Raw genomic sequence first — 14,318 nt, 5'->3', positions numbered from 1 at the left:
TACTTGCTTCCGATCGGAAGCCACTCTTTTCCTTTTTGCTCCGAAGCGCCTTCTCCGTCTGCCTTCATTCTGGCTTCCACTATCCCAGATTCGCTGTGCAAAGGACATGACGGATACTACTCTTCTTCAACGCAAGCCGTCGATTTTCATCTATCATACTAAAATGACATACTAATTGTCAACAAACCTTTATTGAAGTTTGTCCAATTGAGCAAGGAATTTCTTGCTTTTCAGGAAATAACCCCCGTACCGTTCATAATAAGCATCCAGTATCTCGTTCAAAAGCCGTTTTGTTTCCGGTTTTACTGAAATATTGCCGATTCTGGAAAGATCGATGCTGGAAAAAAGCTGCAGGAGCTTTGTGACCTTCTCTGATAACAGATAAGCATCCCGATCCAGATGCATACACCGGCGGCAAAGCATACCACCTTCAGGAACGGAAAATCGAAAAGGCATCTCTGTATTGCCGCAATTGACACATTGGTGAACGGTCGGTGCAAAGCCGCCGCGGCGGAACATCTTCAATTCATAGATGATTCGCAATACATCTGCATCTTTTCCATCATTGATCCATTCCAGCACTTGCAGCAGCTGCCGGAAAAGATCAGGATCGGACTTATTATTATCAGTCAGCTTATCTGTCATTTCCGCAATATAAGATGCATAAGCTGTTTTTACGATGTCTTCACGGATCGATCGGAAGCTTTGCAGCGGTTCCCCCTGCTGCATCGCCCCCATACCGGACCCAAGCTGCACCAGAAATGACCCAAAGATGAATGGCTGCGCGATGGCAGCCATCCGGCTTTTCGGTTTTTTCGCGCCCCTGGCCATGACAGCTATTTTGCCGCGATCCTCGGTGAAAATCGTGATGATTTTATGTGTTTCCCCATAGTCCTGCGTGCGCAGGATGATTCCTTCGACATTTTGGAGCAACGCTCTCCCCACTCCTGTTGCTTACATTTTCGATTGAAGGCGATTATAGTTCGGGAGCTCAATGATGTTATCTTGCTCCGGAGGTATTAGTGAATTGTACATCGTTTCGATTTCTTTCATCAATAAGTAGGTTTCGATACTCCCGGTCTTGCTGAAGATTTTCCAATGGAAATCAATCACAGGAAGTCCACCTTTCTTTGTATTTTAGAAATGAACATACAAAACAATTACTCCTAATTAGGATGACACCTAACCCTCGAATCCATGTGCTTCAAATATTACCAGCTATCAATACTCTTCACGGCTGAAACCGTAATCATTAAGCTGGGCTTGCTTGTTCCGCCAATCGGGCTGTACTTTGACCCAAAGCTCCAAGAATACCTTACTGCCTAGCAGCATCTCTATATCTCTACGTGCCAGTTTCCCGACTTGTTTGAGCATACTGCCCTGTTTGCCGATAATGATCCCTTTTTGGGATTTACGTTCCGTTACGATCGTCGCCTGGATGAATACCTTTTCCGTTGTACTGTGGCGATTCTCAATCGCTTCGATGACAACCGCAATCGAATGCGGGACTTCCTCGCGTGTCAGATGCAATACTTTCTCCCGAATAAGCTCACTGATGACAAATCGTTCCGGATGATCCGTGACTTGATCCTCTGGATAATATTGCGGTCCTTCTGGCAGATAACCTTTTAAAGTTTCAAGTAAATGCGCTGTATTATTACCTTCCAATGCACTGATCGGAACGATTTCAGCAAAGTCCAACTTGTCCTTATAAAGCTCGATTAGTTCCAGCAGCTTATCGGGATGGACTTTATCAATTTTATTCACTACAAGAAAGACCGGATTATCGACCTTCTGCAGTCTTTCCAGGATAAATTGATCGCCTCGGCCATAGCCTTCTTCGGCATTGATCATGAACATGACCGCATCCACTTCATTCATTGTGTTCTCTGCAGTCTTTACCATGAAGTCCCCGAGTTTATGCTTCGGTTTGTGGATACCAGGCGTATCGATAAAGATGAACTGTGCATCATCCTGTGTGAGCACCCCTTGAATCCGATTACGAGTCGTCTGCGGCTTATCACTCATAATAGCGATCTTTTGACCGACAAAACGATTTAATAAAGTTGATTTCCCAACATTCGGTCGCCCGATGATGGAAATGAAACCAGAACGAAATTCTTTCTCCATGCTGTTTTAATCCTCCAAGTACTAGTACGACAAAAACCTCAAGTACTATAAAAATGTTGTATCTCTATCTTACTACAAATCCCCCGCCACTTCACCCATTCGACAAAAGGGGTTAAAAAAAACAAATCAAAAGCGGAAAAGGCCGGTTAGAAACGGAGAAATAAGTGAGAAGGCCCGGAGTAAGGTGCATTTCCTTACGCAGGGACTTATCGCTTATAGCGTAGTTTCTGGCCTTTGCAGCTAGCCGAATCAAAAGCGAAAGAAACCGGTTAGAAACGGAGTGGTAAGTGAGAAGGTCCGGAGGAAGGTGTTCTATCCTTCCGCAGGGATTAATCGCTTACAACGCAGTTTCTGGCCTTCGGAGCTAGACGAAAACCAAAAGCGGAGAAGGCCGGTTAGAAACGGAGTGGTAAGTGAGAAGGCCTGTAGGAAGGTGTTTTTTCCTTCCGGAGGGACTTAACGCTTACAACGAAGTTTCTGGCCTTCGCAGCTAGACGAAAACCAAAAGCGGAGAGAACCGGTCAGGGACGGAGAAGTAAGCGAGAAAGCCCGGAGGAAGGTGTTCTATCCTTCCGTAGGGATTAATCGCTTACGGCGCAGTCCCTGGGTCTCAGTGAAAGGGCCGTTTAACAGCCCCCAACTAATCATTTCCCCGCTTCTAGCTTTATTAACTTTAAAACATACGAAAACCGTCCACTGACATGGACGGTTTTTCTTACAATGCCGAAATGATTTCCGGAACGAAAATGACCAACCCTACAAAAATGGCAGTGATTGCTGCTATGAGGACGGCACCAGCTGCAATATCTTTGATGAGACCGACTGCCTCGCTCTGTTCAGGTGACAGATGATCCATCGCGAGCTCAATGACCGTATTGATCATTTCTGTCGCGATGACAAAGCCGATACTCAAAAGGATGGCGGCCCATTGCGCTGTTCCGATTCGAAAGATGAAACCTGCAAGCAGTGCAATGACCGCTGCAATCGTATGAATTCGAAAATTCCTTTCCTTAAGGAAAGTCCATCGAATCCCATTCCAGGCATAACGGAAACCGATGCCGGATTTAGTTTTCTTCCCGCTTGAGTCCGAAGCCATTCAAAATCTCCTCTTGTCGACCGAACATCTTCTTTTCATCAGCTTCATTCATATGATCATACCCCAACAGATGCAAAAAGCCGTGCAGGGCAAGGAAACCCAATTCCCTTTCCACACTGTGACCATAATCCTCCGCCTGTTCTTTGGCTTTGTCGACCGAGATGATGATATCACCGAATACGATCGGGATTTCTTCGCCGATGATCTGCTGTTCGCCTTCACCTTCTTCTTGCATGGCGAAGGAGATGACATCCGTGGGTGCGTCCTTTTGACGGTAATTGCGATTAATCACCTGTATTTCCGCGTTGTCCACAAATGTGATGGACATCTCCGCCTCTTCCGTTATCTTTTCTGCTTCTGCTGCGTATTGGATCAGCCGATCGATCAGATCAATATAATCTTCTGTCACGGAATTCGTTTTATCATGAAAATCAATATGCACTAGTTTGCCTCCTTCACTTTTTCTTCATCCGGATATTCGATACGGGAATGGAATATTCCAGCCAGCGCCTGACAAATCGCTTCTTTGATCACTTGCAATTCCTGCAATGTCAGCGGCGCACAATCCAGCTGACCATCCATCAGCTTATCCTTGATGATGCTATCAACCAAGCTGTGGATTTTTTCCTGTGTCGGTTCTTTCATCGAACGAACCGCCGCTTCGACGGAGTCACATATTGATAGGACAGCTATCTCTTTGGTCGATGGTTTTGGACCTGGATAGCGATATGTCTCTTCCTTGACGTCCTTATTATATTCCTTTTCCTTGTAATAGAAAAACTTCAATAGTGATGTACCGTGATGCTGCTCAGCCATATCGATGATTTCTTTCGGAAAATGATTGTTTTTTAGCATCTGAGCCCCGTCGTACGGGTGACGGATGATGATTTCTGCGCTTTGCCGCGGCGATAGTTTGTCATGCGGGTTTTTCCGACCCATTTGGTTTTCGATGAAGAGCTGCGGCTGCCGCGTTTTGCCAAGATCGTGGTAATAGGCACCAACCCTGGCAAGCAGACCATCTGCACCGATAGCTTCACAAGCTGCTTCACACAAATTGGCTACCATGATGCTATGGTGGTATGTACCAGGAGCATCAGTCAGAATTTTTTTCAACAATGGGTGATTCGGTTTTGATAATGCCAAAAGCTTGGTCTCCGAAAGCACACCGAACCCTGCTTCGACAAACGGCAGTACTCCTGCCACCAGTATCACTGTCAGGATGGCAGACAGCACCGCAAAGCCGATGTAAAGCAACACGGCTTCCCAAGCATACTTTTCGAATGCAAAGAATAAGAATAACAATACACTGATTACCTGAACAATGACAAGCAAAAGAAATGATTTTATCATCGCTGTCTTATCTTTTACATTCCTGATTGCATAAACAGCTGCGAGCTGTGCGAATAAATAGTAAAGCGCAGCTTCCATATTCAAGGACCCCGGTATCTTATCATTCAAGATGATAGCTGCCAATATACTGTAGACTATCGCATATCCTATAGCGAACCGCTCACTTAGCAGATGACGGAATAAAACTGCAGCAAATGCAGCAGGCAGCAATAGGTAATAATGCTGTTCCGTTGTGCCAAGGACACCGATCGGTTTCAATAACAGCACGGACATACATATAAGCAGGAACGTAAACAATAAGACAGACTTACCCGATCCCGTCCGTTTTTTTAATGTATGTATCGTTTCGTAAGTCAAGATGCCAGTCAGGAGTGCCATGAACAAAGCAAGCCCGACGAGCGGCAGCACATTCCTTGTATTATTCAGCAAGCCGACAAGCTGAAGCTCTTCGTATACATCATTTGTGATCGTCTGGCCTTCCTGTACGATGATTTCACCTGCACGAATAATGACTGGCGCCACATTATGCTGGGCCTCTGTCCTGGCTGAAGCTGTTTCTTGTGCATCAAAGGAAGCATTCTGAACGATGGCAAAGCCTGTGAGTGAACGGAGTGCTTGCTTGGTTTTGCTGGATACATCCGCATAATCGATGCGTTCTCCCATTTCCTCCTGCGTCTGTTGCACCTCGTCACGTTTCACTCCATCTTCCAGGAACCCAGTCATAGCATCCACGAATACTTTTTCACTGATTTCCCTTTCATCGGCAGGTATTGCCAATAGCTGCTCGAGCTGACGGTCCGTCAAATCTTCTTTGACAGATTCCGAAAGCAAGTTCTTGACAATATCCATTCTCTGGTCAATCGGACGATCCTCTTCATCTGCCTGACCAATGGTAGAGAATATCTCTTTGACAGCATCGGTTTTTGCTTTGGTAATTTCGGAAGATACGGTATAACGGTCATCAATCTGCTGACTGGCTTCCTGCCTTTGCCTTTCTGTCTGGGCTTCATTCTCGATTGTAATCGGTGATCGGATCGTTTCACTTGCCACATCGTAAACTTGCACATCATAATCCCTCGTCGTCACGTTGGAGGCTGTCATCATGAAGAAAAAGCAGCCAAGCAACAATGCCCCGATCAGGATGAATGCACGTTCACCAGTTTTTGACTTCTTACTGAACAGCTCCTTGAACTTTTTTCTAGCCACGCTCTGCCCTCCTATCCGCCTGAACCGAAAAAGACCCGTAGCCGGGCCTTTTCTTTTACTCAGACTCGTATGCTTCGATGATCCGCTGAACAAGCGGATGGCGCACGACGTCTGTCTGTTTCAAGTAGGTGAAATAGATACCCTTTACATTGCTTAGCTTTGTTTCAACGGAACGCAGGCCGGAAGCGACACCCTTTGGCAAGTCAATTTGCGTCAAGTCGCCGGTGATGACCATTTTGGAACCAAATCCCAGCCTGGTGAGGAACATCTTCATTTGTGCATTTGTCGTATTCTGTGCTTCATCCAAGATGACGAATGCATCATCAAGTGTACGTCCACGCATGTATGCCAGCGGCGCAATCTCGATCGTTCCGCGTTCAATCAATCGTGTCGTCTGCTCCATACCGAGTACGTCATGCAGAGCATCGTATAACGGTCGGAGATACGGGTCCACTTTTTCCTTCAAGTCACCCGGTAAAAATCCTAGGCTTTCGCCTGCTTCCACTGCAGGTCGTGTCAAGATGATGCGCTTGACGATGCCTTTTTTGAGGGCATTGACTGCCATCACGACGGCCAAATAGGTTTTACCCGTACCAGCAGGGCCAATTCCAAAGACTAAATCATTTGACTTGATGCCGTTAATATAGTTCCGTTGACCAAGTGTTTTGACACGTATGGATTTACCTTTCGCATTTTTTGTTATTTCATCATCAAATAATGTTTCAAATTGATCCAGATTGTCTTTTTTAGCTAACTCTATTGCGTATACCACATCACGCTCCCCGATCGGTATACCGCGTCGGATGACAGAAGCGAGAGCTTGCAGCAGTTCCTCCGCTGTTTGAACTTCTTCTTCTGTACCGGTCACACGGACTTCTTCTCCCCGGGTAACAATGGATACCCGGAATTGCTCTTCAATCTGCTTGAGGTGGCGATCTTCCGTTCCAAACAGAGCCAATGTTTCATTCGTATCTTTTAACTGCAAATTCACACGTTTCACGTCTTCGGGCATAATCAATCTCCTTGAGATATAGGTTGAGATGTTGCGATATCTTCATTTACTTGAAAGTATAAGATTAATTTTACTTTACCATTCTCGACAGTCTCATGTAAAATTTTTTGAGAAATAATGTCAGCCTCTGCGCCGACTTGAAGCTGCAAATCCTGCTTGGCTACCTTCTCAGCTTGTGCCGCTGCTTCATCTTTTGTACGTTTCACTTGTTTTGTCGTGCGCTCATATTCCGAAGTCTTGGTGATACCGATGGGCAGCTCCCAACGAAGAAAACGGAGATGGCGCACTGAAGTCTGTTTCTGTGAGTCCTTGAATTCAGAGTCCCCAAATCCCCATATAGGCAAACGGAAACTGTCACCAAATTGAATAGCGTATTTACTTTCCTGTTTGCCGCTAAGAACGGTGTATGTTTCTTCCAGCGGAACCGCTGCAGACACATTATACCATGTCCGTGCGATGATGCTTCCAGTGGCAGCAACCGGTTTTCTTGTATCTTCCGGCTTTGTCTTGTCTTCTTCCTCTGACACAGGAGGCGGCTCATTGCCGATCATGCCTGATACGAGAATATCCCCAGGCTCGACGTAGTCATGGACATTGACTTGCGGTACTCCTTCTGAGACGAACATGTCGACGATGACACCTTTTTTCTTGGCCACAAGGTGTCGGGGCCCAGGTTGTTCCCCTTCTTCCACGATTGTTTTCGGCACACCTTCCAATGAATAGGTTGTCCCGTTTTCTTGCACTCCTATCCAAAGCAGCTCCGGAATATCCTGTAAAAGACGCTGCTGGATGTCGACGGGAGCACCAAGCGTCAGCTTGAATGCACCTAAGCGAACACCGTATGCATCCAACTTTGTTTCAATTTGGTGTTCCAATTCGGGACTAACGCCTTTTATTTCAATTTTCCAGACAGTATTTGATAGAAAAAAAATAAGAAGTATGCTGAATGCCATACCAAGTATGAGTGGTTTTTTATGCAGCAATGCAGAGAAAAGGAAAGGAAATCCATGCTTACTGCGGAACTGTATTTTGTAGCCTGTCCCTCTTCGCTGCATGCGAAGCCTGCTGATATCCTGTTTCCTAATCTTCGCTTCACATGTTTGACTATCTTTTTTGAAAATGTCCCAGACCAGTATTTTCTCCTGTACGAGCTGATTGAGAAACAGCTCCGGTCTATCCCCTTTTATCAGTACGGTCACATATCCAGTGAAATAAATATCCTGTGTGTGCTTCTTCATACGTACCTCCCCGATCTGCTTGCCTTATGAATCGATGAATTTGAATTCTTTCATTTTGCCCTCAAGCAAGATTTCCTCCGGCAGCATGACTTTCAGCACGAATGACTCGCCTGTGATTCGAAGGAAACCTTTATTCAGCCGCAGCCGAAGTTCGTTATCCGAAAAGAGAACTAATCCTCTATGATTCTCGATATAGGCATGAAAATGACCAATCGTCGTAATACGAGGGAGTTCAAGCACTACATCAGCAGGCATATCCAAATGCTCAGTAAACCAATTTCCAATCCGCTGCTGCCATTTTTTCATTCCCATCAGCTCCCCTCTGCACATTCTATGTGGAAGTGCAGCAAGTAAGAACAGTCCATTGAACGAAAAAAGCGAGCCCTTAATGGACTCGCTTATTACTGAAAATGCGATGCGGTTTTTTCGCGCGTGGTTCTCCAAGTATCTCCGACCATATTACCTGTTCCGCCAATTGTCTGCTTGTCGGTTGTTTTAATGTGATCGGTTTGGAAATTGGTTGGTCTATCTTTTGTTGCCGGTCAGAAGAGGCACTGCGTACTTCCACAACTTGCTCTATGACTTCTTTGGCTTGGTTCCTTAAGTCATTCGCTTTTTGTTCGGCTCTGACCAGCTCCTGAGCCTTCGTCTGCTGTCTTTGCTGAGGTTGTCGGCTATTATGTGACGGCTTCTCTTTCCAGTTCTTGACCGGAGGCTGTGTGCGTCTGGGATCATTTTTGTTCTCGCCTTTTTTTCCAGCTGCATTAATGAGGAAAACAATGGCGGCAACTGCCAACGGTACGAGAAATTGCAGAATGTCAAACATGTTCCTGCCACCTTTCTAAAACTTAAACCTCATCCTCATCTTTATCGCCTTTGGATATACCGCCAATGCTGTCACGCATTGTTGTATCGGCATTGATATTCTGGTAGTTCATATAATCCATCACACCCATATTTCCGGAACGGAGCGCTTGGGCTAGCGCAAGCGGTACATCAGCTTCCGCTTCGACGACTTTTGCACGCATTTCCTGTACGCGAGCCAAGTTTTCCTGCTCTTGGGCGACGGCCATCGCGCGACGTTCTTCGGCTTTTGCTTGTGCGATGTTCTTATCTGCCTCAGCCTGATCCGTTTGAAGTATGGCACCGATGTTCTTACCAATATCAATATCGGCAATATCAATGGACAGTATCTCAAATGCAGTACCGGAATCCAATCCACGCTCTAAGACATTATGAGATATCTTATCCGGATTCTCCAATACATTGCTATGGTTTTCGGAACTACCAATGGTACTGACGATTCCTTCACCGACACGGGCGATGATTGTATCTTCTCCGGCACCACCGACTAGGCGATCGATGTTGGCACGTACTGTAATTCTGGCTTTTGCCTTCACTTCGATACCATCAATGGCCACACCGGAGATGAACGGTGTTTCGATCACTTTCGGGTTAACACTCATTTGAACGGCTTCCAGCACATCACGGCCAGCCAGGTCGATTGCTGCTGCGCGTTCGAATGATAATTCGATGTTTGCACGATGTGCCGCAATAAGTGCATTGACGACACGATCGACATTACCTCCTGCTAGGTAATGACTTTCCAGCTGGTTGGTATCGACTTGGAGACCAGCTTTATGGGCCTTTATCAATGGACTGATGACACGTGATGGAATAACACGTCTCAAGCGCATACCTACTAATGTGAAGATGCTGATACGTACTCCTGCTGCCAGGGCGCTGATCCATAATGCCACTGGTACAAATGTAAATAAGATAATCAATGCGATCAAAATGACCGCAGCAATGATAATCGGTACAAGAATATCTTGACTCATTGTTTTTCCTCCTCGTTCGTCACGGCACTGACGATGATTTTTACGCCTTCTGTACGGATAACAACTATTTTTGATCCCTTGGCAACATACCTGCCCTCCGTGATCACATCCATTTCCCTGCCCTCTATCACTGCTGTTCCAGTCGGACGCAGCGGCGTTTTGGCCGCACCATACTGGCCAATGAGAGCTGTCAAACTCGGAGGCGTATCCGATTTGAGTGTTTCTTGGAGGATCATCGGCTTAAACATGCCTTTTTCGAAGCCGACAATGCGAATCACATAGATGACAGCTACGGTAGTGACCACAAATGCGATACTGACGCTGATCATCATATCGGTCGTGTCCGCTGCAATACGAAATAAAGCCCACAGCAGCCCAATCATACCAAGTATGCCCATTATCCCTCCGGGTACGAATAATTCCAAGACAAGTAAAATGATGGCTGCAGTCAAAAGCAGAATATCCGTACCTGTTGCAAGCCCTCCTGCTATGTGGCCGTATAAAAATATACCACCGGCAGCGATACCTAATAGTCCGCCTGCCCCGAAGCCAGGCGTGAACATCTCGACTGCCAAACCAGCAAAGGCGATAGAAAGCAAAAGGGTCACGACGACCGGAGATGTGATCCACCCTTGCATCGTATCGTTAAAGGTGTGCACCGCCGTTTGAAGGCTCCCAAGCGTGATATCGTGCAACATGTAAATCCTCCTGATCAACTGGTTTCATTTGCAGTTGTTATGTACAGTAACTTATACGCCTTAATGGATAAAAGGTTTCATTTATTATTATATATTCATAAAAGCAAAAATCCCAATCAAATGGCGATTGGGATTTTTGCTTCAGATATTCATATAACTATCAGTTAAGACAAGTGCTTATTCACGATTTTATTAACTAAAGAGCCATCAGTTTTGCCTTTTACTTTCGGCATGACAGCGCTCATCACTGAGCCCATGTCTTTTTTGGAAGTAGCTCCTACTTCCGCGATGGTCTGTTTAATAATGTCTTCAAGTTCTTCTTCCGAAAGCTGTTCTGGCAAGTAATCTTTCAGAACTTGAAGCTCCGCTTCAAGCTTCTGAACAAGATCATCGCGTCCAGCTTCTTGAAATTCTTGGAGGGAATCTTTTCGTTGTTTTACCTCACGAGATAAAACGGTAAGTTCTTCATCTTCTGACAGCGTGTCATTACCAGTACGAATTGCTTCATTCTGCAAGGCAGCTTTCACCATGCGGATAACGCCAAGCGTTTCCTTATCCCTTGCTTTCATCGCGGTTTTCATATCCTGGTTCAGACGTTCTGTTAATGACATATCTCTTTGCACCCTCTTTGCTTACTTACGCTTTCTAGCCGCCTCAGATTTTTTCTTGCGACGTACACTAGGTTTTTCGTAAAATTCACGCTTACGGTATTCAGATAGAGTACCGCTTTTAGAAACAGTGCGCTTAAAGCGACGAAGAGCATCTTCAAGAGACTCGTTTTTGCGAACGCGAGTAGTGTTTGACATGCTAATTTCCCTCCCTCCGAAGCATACAACAATGTGCTATCTCATATGCACTGCTGCATATGTCTTTGCTCATTATAATATAATGCTAAAACATGGTCAATAGAAAGGTGCAGAAACATGCACCTTTCGCAAATACTTATCAATAATCGCTGCTGCCAGCTTCACCTTTGATGATCTGGACACCAGCACTTGCACCGATACGAGTGGCTCCTGCTTCAATCATAGCCAGTGTGGCTTCGCGATCACGCACGCCGCCGGATGCTTTGACACCGATATCCGGCCCCACTGTCGTACGCATGAGTCGAATATCTTCCACTGTAGCCCCGCCGCCAGAAAAACCAGTCGACGTTTTGACATAATCAGCGCCGGCTTTGACAGCAAGCTGACAGGCTGTCACTTTTTCTTCCTCCGTGAGCAAAGATGTTTCGATGATCACTTTTGTCAGTACTCCTGCAGCCGCTTCGACAACAGCACGGATATCCGCCTCCACGGTCACCAAGTCGCCTGACTTCAAGGCGCCGATATTGATGACCATATCGATTTCCCCTGCGCCTTTCTCGATTGCATCCTTTGTTTCCAGCGCTTTGATTGCTGTTGTGGATGCTCCAAGCGGGAATCCGATAACGGTGCAAACCTTCACATCTGTACCATTCAGCTGATTGGCACAATGAGGTACCCAGTACGGATTGACACATACAGAAGCAAACTTATGTGCTGCTGCTTCCTGGACGATCACATCGATCTGTTCCTTTGTAGCATCCGGCTTTAGTAATGTGTGATCAATATATGCTGCGATATTTTCCAAGAGAGATAACTCCTTTTGTAATCAAGTTAGATAGTAACGCTTGCTTCCTCATCATCCATGACGCGGACAAATTGACCTTCGTTGTACGGATAGCCTGCTTTTGTCAGTTTGACACGAACAATTTTACCGATCATATCCGGTGTCGCCTCGAATTTCACCTTCAGGTAGTTATCCGTATATCCTACATACAATGAATCGGATTCGTTTTCATCATACAATTCTTCCGGAATGACTTCGAGTACTTCATTCTCGAACTGTGATGCGTACTCTTTTGCTTGCTGATCAGAAAGCGCAATCAGGCGATGGACACGTTCATTCTTGGTCTCATCATCCACTTGATTCGCCATACGTGCAGCAGGTGTCCCTGTACGCTTGGAATATGGGAACACATGGAGTTCACTATAGCCGATTTCCTGGATGAAGCGGTATGTTTCCATGAATTCCTCTTCCGTCTCCCCTGGGAAGCCTACGATTACATCACTTGTAATGGCGAGATTCGGTAAAGCTTTTTTCACCTTTTCCATCTTGCTGCGGTAAAAATCAGATGAGTATTTACGGCGCATCCGTTTCAAGACGGTATCCGAACCAGATTGGAGCGGTATATGCAGATGGCGGACAATCTTTTCTGATTCATCCAACACTTGGATAACCTCATCTGTTATCTGACTTGCTTCGATGGAAGAAATACGAATCCGTTTCAATCCACGGACGTTCGCTTCCAATTCACGCAGCAATTTTGCGAAATTATAATCCTGCATGTCCTCGCCATAGCCAGCAGTATGGATACCGGTCAGGACGATTTCCTTATAACCGGCATCAACAAGCTGCTGCGCCTGTTTCAAGACATCCTCCGGCTTACGGGAACGCAGCAGTCCGCGGGACCAAGGTATGATACAGAAGGTACAGAAATTATTGCAGCCTTCCTGGATTTTCAAGGACGCTCGAGTGCGGTCTGTGAAAACCGGTACATCCATTTCCTCGAATACGCGGTTCTTCATGATGTTGGAAACACCGTTGATCGGTTCCTTTGTCTTCTTGAATTCCTCGATATGACCGATCATCTTGTCACGACCTTGCGTACCTACAACGATGTCGACTCCCGGAATCTCCATGATTTCACCGGGTGAAGTCTGTGCATAGCATCCTGTGACACAGATGACACCATCAGGATTTTTACGTACTGCCCGGCGGATGACCTGGCGGCTTTTTTTATCTCCTGTATTGGTAACGGTACACGTATTGATGACATAAACATCTGACTGATGATCGAAATCGACCCTTTCATAGCCCTGGGCCTTGAACTTCTGCCAAATACCTTCCGTCTCATAATGGTTCACTTTACAACCTAATGTGTGAAATGCCACTGTAGGCATGGGAAAAACACCTCATTCTTCAAAATGGTACGATAGACTAGCCAACATATACAAGGGTGCGGTTTCCGTGCGCAGGATCCGAGGTCCAAGCCTGACAGGTACAAAACCCGCATCTTGAAGGGAGTCTGCTTCTGCTTCACTGAAGCCGCCCTCCGGCCCGATTACGACAAGTACATTTTCCGAGGGCGAAATGTGCTGAAATACGGAACGGAGCGGTTCCGCCTTCAAGCCTTTTGCCGCTTCTTCATAAGCGAACAATTTATGCTTGTATGTATCGCTGCTGTCAAGCAGCTCTTGGAAGGATCGCACATCATCAACTGCTGGAATAATCAGACGGCTGGACTGTTCTGCTGCCTCTTTGGCAATTTTCTCAAGTCTCACCCGCTTCTTATCCTTCTTTTTCTCATCCCATTTTACAACGGATCTGGCAGCTTGAAAAGGAACGAATCCAGCTGCTCCAAGTTCCGTTCCTTTTTGCACGATCCATTCCAGTTTATCGCCTTTGGGCAGACCTTGGGCAATTGTGACTGCTACCGGCATTTCTGTATCGACGTCGACTTCTTCCGAAACAGATACAGTGACATGATCCGGTAACAGCTCAGTAATCTTGCATTTTGCTGCATATCCTCCCGGGTGGACGCAGATGATCTCGTCACCTGGCTTCATCCGCATGACTCGATTGATATGATGTGCATCCTGTCCGTCCAGCATGATTCGGTCATCCTGCCATTTGGCAGCTTCTACGAAATAGCGCTGCATCCTT

The 14,318-nt window shown here is 46.1% G+C and carries 17 protein-coding genes; all 17 read right to left on the bottom strand.

Features of this window, described 5'->3' with window-relative positions; all coding sequences use genetic code 11:
* Positions 1-189: 189 nt before the first annotated feature.
* The 17 genes from recO to BLQ53_RS13325 all read right to left on the bottom strand — a co-directional run bounded on the left by recO (position 190) and on the right by BLQ53_RS13325 (position 14,314).
* Positions 190-933, bottom strand: a complete 744-nt coding sequence (gene recO / locus BLQ53_RS13405) for a DNA repair protein RecO (RefSeq protein ID WP_093727818.1) — start codon at positions 931-933, stop codon at positions 190-192.
* A gap of 21 nt (positions 934-954) precedes the next feature.
* On the bottom strand, positions 955-1,113 hold the full coding sequence (locus tag BLQ53_RS19380) for a YqzL family protein (RefSeq protein WP_093727817.1): 159 nt from the start codon (positions 1,111-1,113) through the stop codon (positions 955-957).
* A gap of 108 nt (positions 1,114-1,221) precedes the next feature.
* Positions 1,222-2,130 carry a GTPase Era gene (era, locus tag BLQ53_RS13395; protein ID WP_093727816.1) on the bottom strand — a complete coding sequence of 303 codons (909 nt, stop codon included), beginning with the start codon at positions 2,128-2,130 and terminating at the stop codon, positions 1,222-1,224.
* Between the two features lie 715 nt (positions 2,131-2,845).
* Positions 2,846-3,226 carry a diacylglycerol kinase family protein gene (locus BLQ53_RS13390; protein ID WP_093727815.1) on the bottom strand — a complete coding sequence of 127 codons (381 nt, stop codon included), beginning with the start codon at positions 3,224-3,226 and terminating at the stop codon, positions 2,846-2,848.
* The gene (gene ybeY / locus BLQ53_RS13385; RefSeq protein ID WP_093727814.1) at positions 3,195-3,668 is read right to left on the bottom strand and encodes an rRNA maturation RNase YbeY; all 474 of its coding nucleotides are present in this window, start codon (positions 3,666-3,668) and stop codon (positions 3,195-3,197) included. The genes BLQ53_RS13390 and ybeY overlap by 32 nt, the downstream gene beginning before the upstream one ends.
* Complete coding sequence (locus tag BLQ53_RS13380) at positions 3,668-5,782, bottom strand: HD family phosphohydrolase (RefSeq protein ID WP_093727813.1); 2,115 nt, start codon at positions 5,780-5,782, stop codon at positions 3,668-3,670. Before BLQ53_RS13380 ends, ybeY begins: the two co-directional genes overlap by 1 nt.
* Before the next feature lie 55 nt (positions 5,783-5,837).
* Complete coding sequence (locus tag BLQ53_RS13375; protein ID WP_093727812.1) at positions 5,838-6,794, bottom strand: PhoH family protein; 957 nt, start codon at positions 6,792-6,794, stop codon at positions 5,838-5,840.
* Positions 6,795-6,796: 2 nt separating this feature from the next.
* Positions 6,797-8,032 carry a sporulation protein YqfD gene (gene yqfD / locus BLQ53_RS13370; RefSeq protein WP_093727811.1) on the bottom strand — a complete coding sequence of 412 codons (1,236 nt, stop codon included), beginning with the start codon at positions 8,030-8,032 and terminating at the stop codon, positions 6,797-6,799.
* A 24-nt stretch (positions 8,033-8,056) separates the two neighbouring features.
* On the bottom strand, positions 8,057-8,338 hold the full coding sequence (gene yqfC, locus BLQ53_RS13365) for a sporulation protein YqfC (protein ID WP_170829697.1): 282 nt from the start codon (positions 8,336-8,338) through the stop codon (positions 8,057-8,059).
* Positions 8,339-8,417: 79 nt separating this feature from the next.
* On the bottom strand, positions 8,418-8,858 hold the full coding sequence (locus tag BLQ53_RS13360; protein ID WP_093727809.1) for a hypothetical protein: 441 nt from the start codon (positions 8,856-8,858) through the stop codon (positions 8,418-8,420).
* 22 nt (positions 8,859-8,880) lie between these two features.
* Positions 8,881-9,873: a flotillin-like protein FloA gene (gene floA / locus BLQ53_RS13355; RefSeq protein WP_093727808.1), complete on the bottom strand. Its 993-nt coding sequence runs from the start codon at positions 9,871-9,873 to the stop codon at positions 8,881-8,883.
* Positions 9,870-10,571 carry an NfeD family protein gene (locus BLQ53_RS13350; RefSeq protein WP_093727807.1) on the bottom strand — a complete coding sequence of 234 codons (702 nt, stop codon included), beginning with the start codon at positions 10,569-10,571 and terminating at the stop codon, positions 9,870-9,872. The genes floA and BLQ53_RS13350 overlap by 4 nt, the downstream gene beginning before the upstream one ends.
* Positions 10,572-10,735: 164 nt before the next feature.
* A complete protein-coding gene (locus BLQ53_RS13345; RefSeq protein ID WP_093727806.1) occupies positions 10,736-11,182 on the bottom strand; it encodes a GatB/YqeY domain-containing protein in 447 nt (148 codons plus the stop codon).
* 21 nt (positions 11,183-11,203) lie between these two features.
* Positions 11,204-11,377 (bottom strand): 30S ribosomal protein S21, encoded by a 174-nt coding sequence (gene rpsU, locus BLQ53_RS13340; protein WP_077308578.1) that lies wholly within the window; start codon positions 11,375-11,377, stop codon positions 11,204-11,206.
* A gap of 139 nt (positions 11,378-11,516) precedes the next feature.
* Positions 11,517-12,182 carry a deoxyribose-phosphate aldolase gene (gene deoC / locus BLQ53_RS13335; protein ID WP_093727805.1) on the bottom strand — a complete coding sequence of 222 codons (666 nt, stop codon included), beginning with the start codon at positions 12,180-12,182 and terminating at the stop codon, positions 11,517-11,519.
* 26 nt (positions 12,183-12,208) lie between these two features.
* Entirely contained in the window at positions 12,209-13,555 is a 1,347-nt protein-coding gene (gene mtaB / locus BLQ53_RS13330) for a tRNA (N(6)-L-threonylcarbamoyladenosine(37)-C(2))-methylthiotransferase MtaB (protein ID WP_093727804.1), read from the bottom strand.
* A 12-nt stretch (positions 13,556-13,567) separates the two neighbouring features.
* Positions 13,568-14,314, bottom strand: a complete 747-nt coding sequence (locus BLQ53_RS13325) for a 16S rRNA (uracil(1498)-N(3))-methyltransferase (RefSeq protein ID WP_093727803.1) — start codon at positions 14,312-14,314, stop codon at positions 13,568-13,570.
* Between the last annotated feature and the right edge of the window lie 4 nt (positions 14,315-14,318).

It is taken from the genome of Terribacillus halophilus, assembly GCF_900101385.1.
Lineage (GTDB): Bacteria > Bacillota > Bacilli > Bacillales > Amphibacillaceae > Terribacillus > Terribacillus halophilus.
Note: the sequence above shows the minus strand (reverse complement) of the source record. Positions and strands in the feature narration are given on the sequence as shown.

Bases quoted from the DNA above. Each gene is read 5' to 3' on its own strand.
- BLQ53_RS13350 (WP_093727807.1), bottom strand. From the start codon at position 10,571: ATGTTGCACGATATCACGCTTGGGAGCCTTCAAACGGCGGTGCACACC.
- yqfD (WP_093727811.1), bottom strand. From the start codon at position 8,032: ATGAAGAAGCACACACAGGATATTTATTTCACTGGATATGTGACCGTA.
- yqfC (WP_170829697.1), bottom strand. From the start codon at position 8,338: ATGAAAAAATGGCAGCAGCGGATTGGAAATTGGTTTACTGAGCATTTG.
- BLQ53_RS13325 (WP_093727803.1), bottom strand. From the start codon at position 14,314: ATGCAGCGCTATTTCGTAGAAGCTGCCAAATGGCAGGATGACCGAATC.
- floA (WP_093727808.1), bottom strand. From the start codon at position 9,873: ATGAGTCAAGATATTCTTGTACCGATTATCATTGCTGCGGTCATTTTG.
- BLQ53_RS13345 (WP_093727806.1), bottom strand. From the start codon at position 11,182: ATGTCATTAACAGAACGTCTGAACCAGGATATGAAAACCGCGATGAAA.
- BLQ53_RS13390 (WP_093727815.1), bottom strand. From the start codon at position 3,226: ATGGCTTCGGACTCAAGCGGGAAGAAAACTAAATCCGGCATCGGTTTC.
- BLQ53_RS13360 (WP_093727809.1), bottom strand. From the start codon at position 8,858: ATGTTTGACATTCTGCAATTTCTCGTACCGTTGGCAGTTGCCGCCATT.
- rpsU (WP_077308578.1), bottom strand. From the start codon at position 11,377: ATGTCAAACACTACTCGCGTTCGCAAAAACGAGTCTCTTGAAGATGCT.
- BLQ53_RS13375 (WP_093727812.1), bottom strand. From the start codon at position 6,794: ATGCCCGAAGACGTGAAACGTGTGAATTTGCAGTTAAAAGATACGAAT.
- mtaB (WP_093727804.1), bottom strand. From the start codon at position 13,555: ATGCCTACAGTGGCATTTCACACATTAGGTTGTAAAGTGAACCATTAT.
- era (WP_093727816.1), bottom strand. From the start codon at position 2,130: ATGGAGAAAGAATTTCGTTCTGGTTTCATTTCCATCATCGGGCGACCG.